Annotated in this window: 3 protein-coding genes; all 3 read left to right on the forward strand. The window is 47.0% G+C overall.

The window, feature by feature from the left end; genetic code table 11:
• Positions 1 to 87: 87 nt before the first annotated feature.
• The 3 genes from QUA62_RS13195 (at position 88) to QUA62_RS13205 (ending at position 16,803) form a co-directional block, all read left to right on the forward strand.
• Entirely contained in the window at positions 88 to 966 is an 879-nt protein-coding gene (locus QUA62_RS13195; RefSeq protein WP_333404518.1) for an inositol monophosphatase family protein, read from the forward strand.
• Positions 967 to 1,367: 401 nt separating this feature from the next.
• Entirely contained in the window at positions 1,368 to 8,618 is a 7,251-nt protein-coding gene (locus QUA62_RS13200; RefSeq protein WP_333404520.1) for a DUF4347 domain-containing protein, read from the forward strand.
• 502 nt (positions 8,619 to 9,120) lie between these two features.
• Positions 9,121 to 16,803: an FG-GAP-like repeat-containing protein gene (locus tag QUA62_RS13205; RefSeq protein WP_333404522.1), complete on the forward strand. Its 7,683-nt coding sequence runs from the start codon at positions 9,121 to 9,123 to the stop codon at positions 16,801 to 16,803.
• Positions 16,804 to 16,805 lie beyond the last annotated feature (2 nt).

Here is a 16,805-nt window from a genome sequence, read left to right on the forward strand (position 1 = left end):
TGGTTTCTAGGGGCGGGCACGGGGGCACCCCCCCTACAGAAATCTGCGTTAATCGGCGTTCATCTGCGGTTCACAACAAAGAAATTCATGAAAACTCTCGAAGAAATCAGCGAAATTGCCCGATCGATCGCCTGGAGTGCATCAGATATCCTACAATCCTATTATCGCCAGGATTCCAACACTCCTAACCTTGACATCCAAGAGAAAAAAGATGGCCCCGTCACCGCCGCCGATGTCGCTGTCAACTCTTACATTCTCGACGAATTGCAGTCGGCTTTAGGGAATGCAGAATTTGGCTATCTCAGCGAAGAAACTTACAAATCTTATTTAGAAAAAAACGGTCAGATTCCCTTACCTCAAAGTTGGGTTTGGATTATTGACCCTTTGGATGGAACGCGAGATTTTATTGACAGGACAGGTGAATTTGCGGTTCACATTGCTTTAGCGTTCGAGGGAAGACCTGTATTAGCAGTTGTGGCTTGGCCCCAACAGCAAAAGATTTATTACGCAATCCGCGATGCGGGTGCTTTTGGGGAAAGTCGGGACGGTTCTGCAGTCAAATTGCAGGTTTCGGCGCGAAATATAGTGGCAGATTTATCTATAGTAACTAGCCGCAGTCACCGGGGCGATCGCTTTAATCAATTGTTACAAAAACTGCCATGTCAAAATCAAATAGCTGTCGGTAGTATCGGCTGTAAAATTGCGACAATTGTTGAACAAAAGGCTGATGTTTATATTGCACTTTCGGGAAAGTCTGCACCGAAAGATTGGGATTTAGCGGCACCGGAATTAATTTTGACTGAAGCGGGCGGCCGATTTACTCGTTTTGACGGTTCTACTTTGCAATATAACCGGGGAGATGTGAGTCAGTGGGGGGGATTGTTGGCGAGTAACGGTTGCTGTCACGCTGCTTTGTGCGGACAAGCTGAGCAGATTTTAGCGGGGATAGATGGGGGTTTGAAATAATCAAAAGTTTAGTAGGTGCGTTAGAAGACCGTATTTTCTGCACGACTAATTGCTGACGCACCCTAAAGTATGTATCAAAATTGCTGAGTTTGAAATTTCTGTACAATTGCACTTACGTTTCACAAATATTTTTGGTAAATTAATCTCGCATTCGTTACAGTAATAATACTTAAGTATTTTCCATATCTTTATCAAAAATTTAATTAACCAGGTATTTTTTAAGAAAAATTTACATATTTTCTGTAAAAAAACTGTTATCGTTACGACAAAAGATGAGGAGTCACCGAGTTTTTACGGATAAAGGGTGTGTCTGTATAAATAAAAATTGATAGATAGTTTCGGACGCCAGTCACGAAATAGCGGAATTATTGTATTTTTTTGAAACCCCAGTCAGGTGGATTATGCCCAATTTAAATATTCCAGTTTCAGTAAGGTCGATCGCCTTTATCGACACTCAAGTTGAAGATTATCAAAGTTTGATGGCCGGAGTAACACCGGGTACAGAAGTAGTCGTTTTGGATGGGAATAAAGATGCGATCGACCAAATTACTGAAATTTTAGGTCATCGTACCAATATTGACAGCATTCACATCATTTCTCACGGTGCTCCGGGCAGCTTGCAACTCGGCGACGGTAGCTTGAGTCTAGATGATATAGAGTGCGATCGGGAGGCTCTACAGCAGTGGTTTTCGCCACGAACCGACTCAATCGGCGACACTCGACCGACTATCCTGCTGTACGGGTGCTGTGTAGCAGCAGGCGAGACAGGTAAAGCATTTGTCAAACGCTTGAGTGAGTTAACCGGCGCGTCGGTTGCAGCTTCCCAAAACCTCACCGGAAGTGTAGCCAAAGGCGGCGACTGGGAACTAGAAGTCAGAACCGGGAAAATAGAAACGCCGCTGGTATTTGAACCCGAAGTATTAGCAGGTTACGAGTACGTTTTGAATAGTTTTGGTGCTGCGACTAATTTTCCCATAACCTACAGTCTCCGTAAAGTTGCCACTGGCGATTTTAACAAAGACGGCAATCTTGACCTAGCCTTTGCAACCACTGGAGAGGCTCGCAACGTCTCGATCGCACTGGGAGATGGCACTGGCAAATTTGGCGCTGCCACTAATCTTAACACCAGCCCGCCAAGCGATCTCTCTACCTACTCTGTCGCTGTAGGCGACTTTAACAAAGACGGTAATTCTGACCTGGTTACGGCTAATAATGCGACTAACAACGTTTCTCTCCTGTTAGGGAATGGCGATGGCACTTTTGGTGCAGCCACCTACTTTGGTGTGGGGTCAAGGCCCTATACCGTCGCTGTGGGAGACTTCAACGGGGACGGCAATTCAGATTTAGCTACAGCCAATCAAACCTCTAACAACGTCTCCATCTTGCCGGGTAATGGTAATGGTACTTTTGGCACAGCTACTACTTTGAGCGTGGGGTCAACTCCCTATTTTGTGCTTGTCGGCGACTTTAACAAAGATGGCAAGCCAGACTTAGCGACAGCGAACTTTGGTTCTAACAGCGTATCCATCCTGTTAGGGAATGGCGATGGCACTTTCGGCGCCGCCGCTAACTTTACCGTTGGAAATAGCCCTAATTACATTGCTTTAGGAGACTTTAATGGGGACAACAATCCTGACTTAGCAACCAGCAATCAAATCTCAAGCAACGTATCAATACTGTTAGGAAATGGCACAGGAAGCTTTAGTGCAGCTAACAACTTTAGCGTTGGAACACAACCCCTTGCTATTGCTAGTGGTGACTTCAATGCCGATGGAAAAGTCGATTTAGCTACAGCCGACAATGGAGCGGGCGATGTCTCCGTCTTGTTTGGAAGTGGCAATGGCAGCTTTGGGACTGCCACTACTTTTCTTGTGGCAGCCAGTCCCCAAGGTATTGTTGTAGGCGATTTTAACAAAGATGGCTTATCCGATTTAGCTACGGCGAACTTTGCCTCTCAAAACACCTCGATTCTGCTGAATACATCCCCGGCGGTAAATTTCGGTGCTGCAACTTACAGTGGCACTGAAGGAACTGCGGATACAGTAGTCAATATTCCCGTTACTATCAGCGCTACTCCTGACGCTGCTGTAACAGTACCAATTGCGATCGACCCCACTAGCACAGCCACCGAAAATTCAGACTACACCTTTTCCCCTACTACTGTTACTTTCCCCGTCGGCACTACTACTCTCACTCAGAATGTTGCAGTTACTATCAAACCTGACAATCTCCCTGAAAACGCCGAAACCGCAATTCTCAACTTTGGCACAATCACCGGTAGCGTTGCAGGTACAACCAAACAAACAACATTAACTATTGCTGCTAACGGTACTGTTTCTTATGCCATTGCCGCCGATATTGCAAGCATGGACGAAGGTAATACCGGCACAAAACCTCTGACTTTCACTGCGACTCGCAGCGGCAACACAGGCGGGGCAAGTAGCGTCAATTATACCATTGGAGGAACTGCTACAAACGTCAGCGATTACAACAACATCGGCGGCATTTCTGCCGCAACTGCTGTTACTGGCACTATTAATTTTGCCGCCAGTGAAACATCCAAAACTATTACTCTCGATGTATTAGGCGACACCCTAGTTGAACCCGACGAAACCATAGCCGTCACCCTTTCAAGTCCCACAAGCCCGGGCGTAACACCTAAAATTACCACTGCTACCGCTACCACAACTATTACTAATGATGACAAAGCCGGTTTCACAGTTAACTCAATATCGGGATTAACTACAAGTGAAGTTGGTGGCAAGGCAGAATTTACAGTCAAACTCAACGCTCAACCTACTGCTAACGTTACCATCGGTTTGAGGAGTGACAATCTTGCAGAAGGAACAGTTTCAACTAATAGCTTAACTTTCACTCCCGCTAATTACACTCAACCGCAAACAATAACAGTGAGTGGCATTGACGATTTAGTAGCTGATGGCCCTCAACCTTACAAAATTGTCACGGCTGCTGCTGTGAGTACCGATGTTAATTACAATAACCTCGATCCTGATGATGTCGCGGTCACCAGCACTGACAATGACACTCCGGGAATTACAATTAATCCGACGGCGGGATTAACTACTGGGGAAGATGGCACCAAGGCTAACTTTGCTGTGGTTCTGAATACTCAGCCGATCGCTGATGTTACTATCGGTTTGAACACGGATAATGTTGCCGAGGGAACTGTTTCGACTAATAGTTTAACTTTCACTCCTGCTAACTGGAATACACCGCAGCCGGTGACAGTAACAGGGATTAACGATAGCATTGTTGACGGCGATATTGACTACAAAATAGTCACGGCTGCTGCTGTTAGTACAGATGTGAATTATAACAACCGAGATGTAGCGGATGTTAGCATTACCAATAAGGACAATGATACCGCTGGTATTTCTGTTACTCCCACGCAAACAACTGCTACAGAAGGCGGTGCGAATGGCAGTTATGGGATCAAATTAACGTCGCAGCCGATCGCCCCTGTAACTATCACTCTCACAACAGGTGAGCAGATTCAGGCGATCGCCCCTGTGACTTTCACTGCAGATAATTGGAATGTCGGTCAAACCCTTACGGTGAAAGCTGCTGATGATACGATTGTGGAAGGGGCGCACAGCGGTAATATCACTCACAGTGTGAGTAGCACTGATGCTAAGTATAACGAAATTGTGGTTCCAGGGGTGACAGTGGCGATCGCTGATAACGATGTAGCGCCACCGCCGACACCAACGCCGACACCAACACCGACGCCGACAACTGGCACTCCGACGCCGACGCCGACAACTGCTACTCCGACGCCGACGCCGACAACTGGCACTCCGACGCCGACGCCGACAACTGGCACTCCGACGCCGACGCCGACAACTGCTACTCCGACGCCGACGCCGACAACTGGTACTCCGACGCCGACGCCGATAACAGGGACTCCCACACCAACGCCGCTGACACCGCCGACACCGCCGATAGGGCTACGCATTGGAGGCGATGACACACCTGGTGGTACCATCGACACACAGAAGAATTGGTGCGGCGTAGAAGCTGGATTGGATAAACTTGAGAAAATTCTTGACGACCAATTACAGGCAGTTAACCTACCCATTGTCGGCCCTCTCAAGAACATTCCCTCAGATTTTATTAGCAACATCAAGACTAAGTTAGTCGATACGATTAAAAATCAGGGAAATCAAACTCTGACTCAGTTAGAAACTAGCCTCCGCACTGCACTGGGATCGGACTTCAATGTTGCTCTCACTGGGAATTCTACTTCTGCTGAAAGTACCTTGCTAATTACTCTTGGCAAGCAATATGAGTTTCCCGACATCAATCTCTCGACAAACTTAGGAGTACCGGCATTAAGCTTAGATGTAGATGGAAAAGCAAAATCAAAATACAACTACAACTTGTCCCTAGGAGTTGGTGTTAGTAAAGATTTCGGCTGCTACATAGATACTGACAAAACCAAGTTAACCGCCAACATTGACTTGGGTCTAGATGACCAATTCAAGGCTAAAGGCAACTTAGGTTTTTTCCAAGTTGACCTGGCCAACGATACCAACAACCCTACTAAAGTCGATGCCAACCTCGAAGTCAAGCTCAATGACTTAGACAATCTGGGCGGCCTGAATGATGGATCTCGCCTCACCTTGCCAGAACTGCAAGGCAACTATCAGTTTAAAGACTTATTCAATGCCAACTTAACGAGCAATGCTAATCTCGGTCTCACAGCAAAAACCAGCATCAACGGCAATGCTGCCTTCCCCTCCTATAACTTCGACTTAGCAGTTGATTGGCCGATCCTAAATTACGCTAACGGTCAGTTAACCGGACCGCAAAAGCCCGCAGTTGCATTTAACAATATGCAACTTGATTTGGGGACATTTGTCAATAATTTTGCTAAACCAATAATCGGTAAAATTTCCGATGTCATTAAACCATTTCGACCAGTTATCAACTTCCTCAATGCCGACACCAAGTTACTGTCTAAACTCGGTCTAGGGGGGCCGTTTGATAAAAATGGGGATGGCAAAGTTAGCGTACTAGAACTGGCAGCAAAAATCTCTGGTCGCGATATCGATACTCGCTTTTTAGATGCGGTTGCTAAGGTTGATAAAGTTGTTGATTTGGCAAACCAAATAGCAAATTCTCCCGATAAAATCGATTTGGGCTCTTACACTCTGGGTAATATAGACGTTGCTGATAACAGTGCGAATCTTCAGAATGCTTCCCCGCTTCCAAAGACTGCTGTACAGCAAACCGCTAACCAACAAATCAACTCCAAAACAAGCGGCCAGGTCAAGGAGTTCTTAAATGCTTTACAAGATATTGATGGCTTTGATTTGCCACTCTTGACCAAACCGGAAACCGCGATTCAATTGCTGATAGGTAAACCGGATGTTCCGGTATTCACCTATCAGATGCCCAAACTGGGATTTGACTTTAATATCGATCAAAAATTTCCTATTTGGGGGCCGATCGAGGGTTTACTAGAAGGGAATTTTAGTGCTTCAGCTCATCTAGGATTTGGGTACGATACCTACGGATTAAATGAGTGGAAAAACTCGAATTTTGATGCGGGTTCTGCTGACAAAGTTTTGGATGGATTTTATGTGAGCGATCGCGAAAATGCTGACGGTACAGGGCCAGATGTTGACGAACTCAGTCTTGACGCTAGTATTGCGGTGGGTGCTGGGATAGATGCAAAAATTGTCGAGGGTTATGTCAAAGGTGGAATTCAAGGAAAAGTCGGCATCGATTTGATAGATATTGGAGAATTCCAGCCCAAACAAGGCGGCGACGGCAAAATCAGAACATCGGAAATTACTTCCCGCATCAGCCAACCCTCGGTACTGTTTGATGTAACAGGACAAGTTAATGCTTTTCTCGGTGCTGAAGCTAAGGTAATTTCAGTCAAATTCTGTGAGAAAAGTTTCAAAATATTTGGTAAGCGCATCCGTATACCTTATCCCTGCGGATTTGATTACAAAACAGTCTACGATAATAACTTGGCTACATTTGAGTTAGCTAACTTTAGTTTGGGACCGAGTTCTAGCAGTAGGGGCAGAGCAATAGACGGTTACATGGCCGGGGCTACTGTTTTCTTTGATGGCAACTTTAACGGTATCCGAGATGATAACGAACCCTTCACCATTACTAACGCCGATGGCAGCTTTGACTTAGATGTCTCTCTTGACGATTTCGACAAAAATAACAGTGGCGATATCGAACCAAATGAAGGCAAAATTGTCCTTACCGATGGCATCGATACTTCTACTTATTTGCCCCAGCAAACACCCCTATTTGCCACACCTGATGCTACAGTCGTCACTCCGTTAACTACCCTAATGACCGAGTTGGTCGAGCAAGGTACTGACCAAAATCAGGCGCAAATTGAGGTAAAATCTGCACTGGGAGTGTCGTCAGAAATTGACTTGACTAGCTACGATCCGCTACAGGCAATTACTCAAAACGACCCGAACGGTTTGGCGGTTTATGCAGCACACGCTCAGGTGCAAAATACCATTGTTTTGATAACTGATTTAATTAGCGGTGCTTCAAATACCGCGAAAAATGAGATTGCCGATCGCGTAATTTCCGCCGTTGCCGATCAAATTAAATTTGGCACTGTCGATTTAAGCAATTCAACGCAGTTGCAGGCGATTATTGAGTCGGCGACAAGTCAACTGCAAGTACCGCAAGTATCTAGTATTGCTTCGGATGCTGCCTCTATTATTGCCGAGGGAAATCAGCGAATAAAGGCGATCGCATCCAGCAATTCCTCGCCCTCAGATGCCGCCACAGAAATCGCCCGCCTACAAAAAGTCGCACAAGGAGAAGTAGCCCAAGATTTACTGCAAGTCGCAGCCGGAAATAAAACGATTCAGTCGGCGATTTCCGAAAATACTGGTGCATCTCTAAATACCAAAATTCAGTCGGCGACAGCTAACAACCCAACAGTCCGCAATACCTTAGATACTGATGACTCTAGCGCACCATCTACACCCGATGAACCATTCCTAGAAAGCGGTATTGAATTCGTTAAAGATGGGGAAAATACTACCGAAAGCACCGATGGCGATGATACCCTGACGGGCAGCGCTAGCGATGATATATTGCGCGGTAAAAAAGGGAATGACCTGTTGTTTAGCCTTGATGGCAATGATTGGATGAATGGCAATCAGGGGAACGACTTAACAGATGGTGGAATTGGGGACGATACGCTTTATGGCGGAAAGGGTTTTGATACTTTGACTGGTGGTGCCAGCAGTGACTTCCTTTCTGGTAATCGAGGTGAAGACATCGTAATTGGTGAAAAGAGCGACGATACCCTCTACGGCGGTCAAGGCAATGATATTCTGCTAGGAGGTCAGGGTAACGATTTCCTCAGCGGCGATTTGGGCGATGATACCTTAGTAGGGGATGTAGGCAATGATAAATTCTTACTCTCTACCTATTCCGGTACTGATACTGTTGCTGACTTTGAGGTTGGTAAAGACTTGTTAGTATTGGGGAACGGGCTAAGTTTCTCGCAATTGGCAATTGCCGAAGATAGCGGTTCAACTTTAATCCGGTTTGCCCAAACAGGGGAGATTTTAGCTTCTCTGGCGGGAGTTTCTGCTAGCAATATTAGTGCGGTTAATTTCGCATTGCTCTAAGAGCGATTTGAATTCAAGCACTTCTTCTGTGAGAGTTTGAAGTAAGTACGTGAAGCGAAGCTATCCCGTAGGGAATCGCCCTTAAAGATTCTAACGAATAACTTGTAGGGGCTGTTTTACGAGAAATAATTGCCTAAAACCAATTATCTAGTAAACCCGCTCCCACCCTTGCCCGAAAGTCCGCCAGGGGTTGAAACGAACGGCGGAACGGGATCGCACATATATATCAAAAATCCCGCTCTTAATATTTCAGTTTCATTACACTTGCGATTGAATTCTTTTTGTGTTATATGAGCAACCTCGCGATTGCTCATCCCCAATATTACTTAAGAGAATTCCCCAACTTTATCAAAACTTTAATTAAATAGGGGTTTATAAAGAAAAGTTTATATATATTTTCTCAAAAAACAGTTATGGTTACTACAACCTTCAGGAATAGTTTCGGACGCAAGTCGCGAAACAGGGTAATCATTGTCTTTTTTTAGCTATTAGTAGGTGCACTATGCCAAATTTAAATAATCAAGTTTCACCAAGTGCGATCGCCTTTATCGACACTCAAGTAGAAAATTACCAAAGTTTAGTCGCTGGGGTAAAACCGGGTACGGAAGTAATCGTTTTGGATGGGAATAAAGATGCGATCGACCAAATTACTCAAATTTTAGCTCTTCGTACCAATATTGACAGCATTCACATCGTTTCTCACGGTGCTCCGGGTAGCTTGCAACTCGGCGACGTTCGCTTTAGTTTAGATGATATAGAGTGCGATCAGGATTCTCTACAGCAATGGTTTTCGCCACAAACCGACTCAAGGAGCAAAAATCGACCTAATATCCTCCTTTACGGGTGCTGTGTAGCAGCAGGCGAGACAGGAAAAGCATTTGTCAAACGCTTGAGTGAGTTAACCGGGGCCAGTGTTGCAGCTTCCGAAAACCTCACCGGAAGTGTAGCAAAGGGCGGGGACTGGGAACTAAAAGTCAGAACCGGGAAAATAGAAACGCCACTGGTATTTGAAGCCGAAGTGTTAGCGGGTTACGAGTACGTTCTGTCTACTTTTGGTACTGCGACTAATTTTCCCATAACCGACGAGGTCCAGGAAGTGGCCAGTGGGGATTTTAATAAAGATGGCAATCTTGACCTAGCCTTTGCCAGCCCTGGAGTTAACAGCGTCTCGATCGCATTGGGAGATGGCACTGGCCAATTTGGCACTGCCACTTATTTTAACACCAACTCGCCGACCCTGCTCTCTACCGAGTCTGTCGCTGTAGGCGACTTTAACAAAGACGGTAATTTTGACTTGGTTACGGGTAATCAAGCGACTAACAACGTTTCTATCCTGTTAGGGAATGGTGATGGCACTTTTGGTGCAGCCACCTACTTTGGTGTGGGGTCAAACCCCGATACCGTCACTGTGGCAGACTTCAACGGGGACGGCAATTCAGACTTAGCTACAGCCAATCTAAACTCTAACAACGCCTCCATCTTGCTGGGTAATGGTAATGGTATTTTTGGCGCAGCTACTAATTTGAGCGTGGGGTCAAGTCCCACTTATGTGGCTGTCGGCGACTTTAACAAAGATGGCAAGTCTGACTTAGCGGCAACGAACTTTTATTCTAGCAGCGTATCCATCCTGTTGCAGAATGCTAATGGCACTTTCGGCGCCGCCACTAACTTTACCGTTGGAGATCAGCCTTATTCCATTGCTATAGGAGACTTTAACGCGGACAATAATCCTGACTTAGCAGCCAGCAATTACAGCTCAAACAACGTATCAATACTGTTAGGAACTGGCACTGGAAGCTTTAGTACAGCTACCAACTTTAGCGTTGGATTGCAACCCGAAGATATTGCTAGTGGTGACTTCAATGCCGATGGAAAACTCGATTTAGCCACAGCCAACGGTTCATCGAGCAATGTCTCCGTCTTGTTTGGAAGTGGCAATGGCAGCTTTGGGACTGCCACTAATTTTGTTGTGGGAGGCGGTACCTCAGGTATTGTTGTAGGCGATTTTAACAAAGATGGCTTATCCGATTTAGCTACGGCGAACACTGCGGGTGATAACACCTCGATTCTGCTGAATACATCCCCGGCGGTAAATTTCGGTGCTGCAACTTACAGCGCAACAGAAGGAACCGCAGACACGGTAGTTAATATTCCCGTTACTATCAGCGGCACTCCTGACGCTACTGTAACAGTACCAATTGTCATCGACCCCAGCAGCACAGCCACCGAAAATTCAGACTACACCTTTTCCCCTACCTCGATTACATTCCCAGCAGGTGCAACAGGTGCCGCACTCACCCAGAATGTTGCAGTTACTATCAAACCTGACAATATCCCTGAAAACGCCGAAACAGCAATCCTCAACTTTGGCACAATCACTGGTAGCGTTGCAGGTATAACCAAACAAACAACACTAACTATTGCAGCTAACGGTAGTGTTTCTTACGCTGTCGCAGCCGATATTGCCAGCATTCCCGAAGGTAATAGCGACACAACTCCTCTGACTTTTACCGTGACTCGCAGCGGCGGCACTGGTGTAGCGAGTAGCGTAAATTATGCAATTGGAGGAACAGCTACAAACGTCAGCGACTACAACAACATCGGCGGCACTTCTGGGGCAACGGGTATTAGTGGCACAATCAATTTTGCGGTAGCGGAAACATCTAAAACTATTACATTAAATGTGGTAGGCGACGGATTAGTAGAACCCGACGAAACAGTTGAAATTACGCTGTCGAATCCTGTTGCACCGGGGCCGACACCTACCCTTACTGCTGCAACTGCTACAACTACCATCACAAATGATGACTCTGCCGATTTCAGCATTGCACCTACGAACATCACTGCTACAGAAGGCGGCGCAACTGGTAGTTACAAAGTCAAGCTAACTTCGGAACCGACGGCACCGGTTAATATTAGCTTTAATACTGGCAATGCAATTAGCCCGATCGCCACACCGATTACTTTTGACAGCACAAACTGGAATGTCGATCAAACTGTGACTGTTAGTGCGATCGACGACAGTGTAGCACAAGGAACCCACAGCGGTACGATCGCTCACACAGTTACCAGTACCGATGCCAGTTATAACGCCAAACCGATGCCCGATGTCACGGCTTCGATTACTGATAACGATAGTCCCGGTGTTTCCATTGTGCAATCGGCAGGCAGTACAAATATTGCTGAAGGCGGTGCAACGGCTACCTACGGCGTGGTTTTGACTACCGCACCTGCTGCCAACGTTACGATTAATTTTGACGCGGGCAGTCAAATTAGTGCGATCGCACCTCTGACTTTCACCCCCAGTAATTGGAATGTTGCTCAAAATGTGACTGTTAGTGCGATCGAGGACAGCATAGCCGAAGCAACCCACAGCGGCACGATTGCTCACACTTCTGTCAGTTCCGATACTTTGTATAATGGGCTGACGATTTCTCCTGTGACTGCCACGATTGCTGACAACGATACCGCAGGCGTGACTATTTCAGCTACGAGTACAACTGCTACCGAAGGCAGTGCGAATGGCACGTACAGGGTTAAGTTAAAATCACAGCCGATCGCGCCTGTGACGGTTAGTTTCGCTACAGGGGATCAAATAAATGCGATCGCCCCAATTACTTTTGACAGCATTAACTGGAATGTGGATCAGACTGTCACTGTTAGTGCGATCGATGACAGCATAGCCCAAGGAACCCACGGCGGCACCATCGCTCACACTTCTGCCAGCACCGATATCAAGTATAATGCGCTGACAATTTCTCCTGTGACTGCCACGATTGCTGACAACGATACCGCAGGCGTGAGTATTTCACCTACGAACATAACTGCTACCGAAGGTGGTGCTACTGGCACTTACAGCGTTCAACTAACTTCTGTGCCCACGGCACCTGTGACGGTTAGTTTCGCCAATGGCAGTCAAATTAATGCGATCGCTGATGTTACTTTTGACGCTACTAACTGGAATGTCGCGAAACCAGTGACTGTAACGGCTACAGACGATGCGGTTGTTGAAGGAAATCATACAGGCAGTATTTCTCATACGGCCCAGAGTGCTGATAGTAAGTATAGTGCGATCGGGATTCCGGGCGTGACAGTGGCGATCGCTGATAACGATGTAGCGCCGACGCCGACACCAGTCACGCCGACGCCGACACCAGTCACGCCGACGCCGACACCAGTCACGCCGACACCGACACCAGTCACGCCGACACCGACACCAGTCACGCCGACACCGACACCAGTCACGCCGACGCCGACACCAGTCACGCCGACGCCGACACCACCAGTAGCTGCCGATCCGCAACCAATAGGAAGTCCTGGCATTGTTATTAGTCCGGCATCCGGATTAGTAACTACAGAAACAGGCGGCACAGACCAATTCACCATCAGACTCAACAGCCAACCTACTGCTGATGTGAGAATTGATGTGCGTAGCAACAATGAGGCAGAGGGAGTAATTTCAACGGAATCGATTACCTTCAATTCTGCTAATTGGAATCAGTGGCAGCCGATTACGGTAACGGGTGTCAACGATCAAGTATTTGACGGCGATAAGACTTATCAGATTGTGACTGCGCCTGCTGTGAGTGCCGATAGTAACTACAACGGCCTCAACGCATGGGATGCCACTGTTGTTAACAGGGATAACGAGACTGCTAGCAATGGGCGAGTCGCAGTCGATCCCTCAACTGGGGTGGAATATAAGCCAGGTGAGCTTCTGGTTAAGTTGAGACCTAATGTAAACGATGCTGCCATCCAGAGTGTTTTTCAAATTAATGGCGCGATCGCAGTCGAAGACCTTGTACCGCCAAGCTTACAGATCAATTCAGCAGTGGAGCCAGGTGAATTGGAGCAATGGCGATTAGTAAAGTTGGCTCCAAATGCAGATTTGCTAGCGACTCAAACCAGCTTAGCTCAAGATCCCAGGGTCGAGACCGTTGAACTCAACTATTTGCTCTCTATCAACTCAGTACCCAACGATCCACAATTCGATCAACTCTGGGGTTTGAATAATACTGGACAGACTGGTGGGACGCCAGATGCCGATATTGATGCACCGGAAGCTTGGGATATTCAAAGGGGTAGCAAAAATGTGGTAGTGGCGGTTATTGATACTGGTGTGGACTACACTCACCAAGACCTTGCTGCTAATATGTGGACGAACTTAAGAGAAATAGCAGGCAATGACATAGATGATGATGAAAATGGCTACATTGATGATGTGCGCGGTTATGACTTTGTTAACAACGACCGCGATCCGATGGATGACAAGGGTCATGGTACTCACGTAGCGGGAACAATTGGAGCTGTTGGTAACAACAACATCGGTGTAGTGGGGGTGAGTCAAAATGTTAGTATCATGCCATTAAAGTTTAACTTTGATGGATTGGGGTCGACTAGCGATGCAGTGAGAGCAGTTGACTACGCCACAAAAAAAGGGGCAAAGGTGATTAATGCCAGCTTTAGTGGTGGTTCGTACTCTCAAGCAATGTTTAATGCGATCGGCGACGCCAACAACAAGGGCGTTTTGTTCATAGCAGCAGCGGGTAATGGCCCTTCAAACAACGACAGTTTGCCGTCTTACCCTGCTAACTACGACCTCCCTAATGTCATCTCGGTAGCGGCCACGAATGACGTAGACCAGCTATCCGGGTTCTCGAATTATGGAGAAAATACAGTAGACCTAGGTGCTCCAGGCGGTACTGGTGCGGTTTTTCCAGGCGGCGATAAGCGTGACATCCGCAGCACACTCCCTAATAATCAGTATGGCTGGATTCCAGGCACCTCTCAAGCAGCCCCTCATGTGGCAGGTGCAGCGGCTCTGCTTTTAGCTCAGAACCCCAGCCTGACAGTCACGGAGCTAAAAAACATCTTAATGACAACTACTGACCCACTTCCTTCTCTGCAAGGGAAAACGGTCAGCGGCGGACGCTTGAATCTCCGGAAAGCCCTCAACCAAATTTCAGTTTTTACCGACACGAACGCTCCGATATCTGGTTTGGGTTCAGCTATCTGGGGAGACTACAACAATGACGGCAAACTGGATATCCTCGGAAACAGGTACATCTACGACAACACCGGAACCTACGACAACAACAACGGTCAAAGGTTGAGCGAATATGGCTTTAGCGAATTGTATCGAAGAGATGGTTATGGTCCAGTCTGGGCAGATTACAACAATGACGGGTGGCTGGATACATCTGCGATCGCTAACAATGGCAACAACATTCTTAAGTACGAAATCTACCGCGGCAGTGATAACGGCTACGGTGGTGGTAAGGACTTTAGCTTAGATGCAGTTCTGCGTGACAACCTCTCCTCTGCAATTGTTCGATCGAGTTGGGCCGATTACAACAATGACGGGCGTCCCGATCTGTTGCTCAATACACAAGGTTCTGGGAGCGACTACTCGATCGCCACCACGCTCTACCGCAACACAAAACCTGTTATGTATCAAGACCGCTTTCAAGACAGCAAAGCACGTCTTGATACTGGCGAACCGCTATTTGGGACTAGCGAAATAGCTGGTGCTACCAGTTCTGGGGTTTGGGCTGACTTTGACAATGATGGCAAACTCGATATTCTGATCCGGGTAAGGGAGTCACAACAGACTCTATCAGGGCAGCAAAGGCAAAAAGCCAAACTCTACCGCAACTTGGGCGATGGCGTTTTTCAAGACACTGGCGTATCATTGCCTGGTTTAGGTTCAGAATTCCCTCGCTTTGACGCCAGAGTTGATGATATGGCCTGGGGAGACTACGACAACGACGGCAAACTTGATATTTTGCTCACGGGGGCGAGCGACGGCGCGAATGGTTCAACCCAGCTTTTCACCAAAGTCTACCGCAACACAACCAGTGACAATGGGCCAGCTAGCTTTGAAGACATAGGTGTACAGATACCTGGTTTGGGTCAAGCTAAAGCTGCTTGGGGAGATTACGACAATGACGGCAAATTGGATATCCTGGTCACTGGTTGGGAGGGACAAGATTTCCAAAGTCCAGGAACAAGCGTCACCAAAATCTATAAAAACACGGGCAATGGCTTTACCGACAGTGGCGTACAAATCGATAGTGGCGCAGAGCCTGGTAATAAGTTCGATTCCCACCCTGCTTGGGGAGACTACGACAAGGATGGTAAATTGGATATCCTGCTCACGGGTTATTCAACAAACAACCCCTACGGGTTCATAAACGAAAACGACTTCTTTACCAAAGTCTTCCGCAATAACACTGCGATCGCGAACACTCCTCCCACTCCACCCGCACTACTACCGGCTGAAGTTTCTGGTCGAGATGTTACCTTCAAGTGGAACCGAGGGACAGACGAGCAAACTCCCGATATCGGTTTAAGCTACAACCTGCGAGTTACGGGATCGGATGGCAAGGATATTCTTTCCCCGATGTCTTGGAATATCGATGGAACTCGGCAACTCGTGGGTTTGGGGAATGTCAGTCAAAACACCCGCTGGCAACTCAAAGACTTGCCTCGCGGGGAATATAACTGGGGCGTGCAAGCAATTGATACTGCTTGGGAAGGTTCGCTCTTTGCCGGAGGAGGCACTTTTAGAATTGAGAACAGTCCTCCAGAAAAGCAAATTAACCTGGCTTCCAAGACCACTGAGTTTAACCAACCTATCAAAGATGTATACACTGACCCCGATGGCGACCAGATTAATTACCAGTTAACTCTACTTGATGGCAGTCCTTTAGAATTTAGTGGCTCAAACACTAATTGGCTAGGACTTCAATTCAACCCTTGGGAAAACACCATCACATTCACCGGAACTCCCCCAAGCGGTTCGCAACCCTTCGAGGCGAAGTTAATAGCTACAGACTATTACGGTGGCCGTAGCGAACAGACTTTCAAGGTAACAACGACAACAGATGGGCGCTGGGTGATTGATGGTTATATCTCCGGTGCAACTGTGTTCTTAGATGCCAACAAAAACGGCATCCTCGACACCAACGAACCATCCACCACAACCGATTCAGGCGGTAAATTTAATCTCGATATCCCCTTCGAGACATTCGACACCAACAAAAACGGAGAAATCGACCCATCAGAAGGCAATCTAGTAGCCACAGGAGGCATTGACACCGCCACCGGATTATACCAATTTTACATGAAGTTGCATAGAATAAAGATACTGTTTAGAGGTGATAAGTTATGGCACGTCAACTGATT

This window comes from Microcoleus sp. MON1_C1, assembly GCF_036701945.1.
In the GTDB taxonomy this organism is placed as follows: Bacteria; Cyanobacteriota; Cyanobacteriia; order Cyanobacteriales; family Microcoleaceae; genus Microcoleus.

Excerpts from the sequence above, each read along its gene's own strand:
- QUA62_RS13195 (WP_333404518.1), top strand. The coding sequence starts at position 88 with ATGAAAACTCTCGAAGAAATCAGCGAAATTGCCCGATCGATCGCCTGG.
- QUA62_RS13200 (WP_333404520.1), top strand. The coding sequence starts at position 1,368 with ATGCCCAATTTAAATATTCCAGTTTCAGTAAGGTCGATCGCCTTTATC.
- QUA62_RS13205 (WP_333404522.1), top strand. The coding sequence starts at position 9,121 with ATGCCAAATTTAAATAATCAAGTTTCACCAAGTGCGATCGCCTTTATC.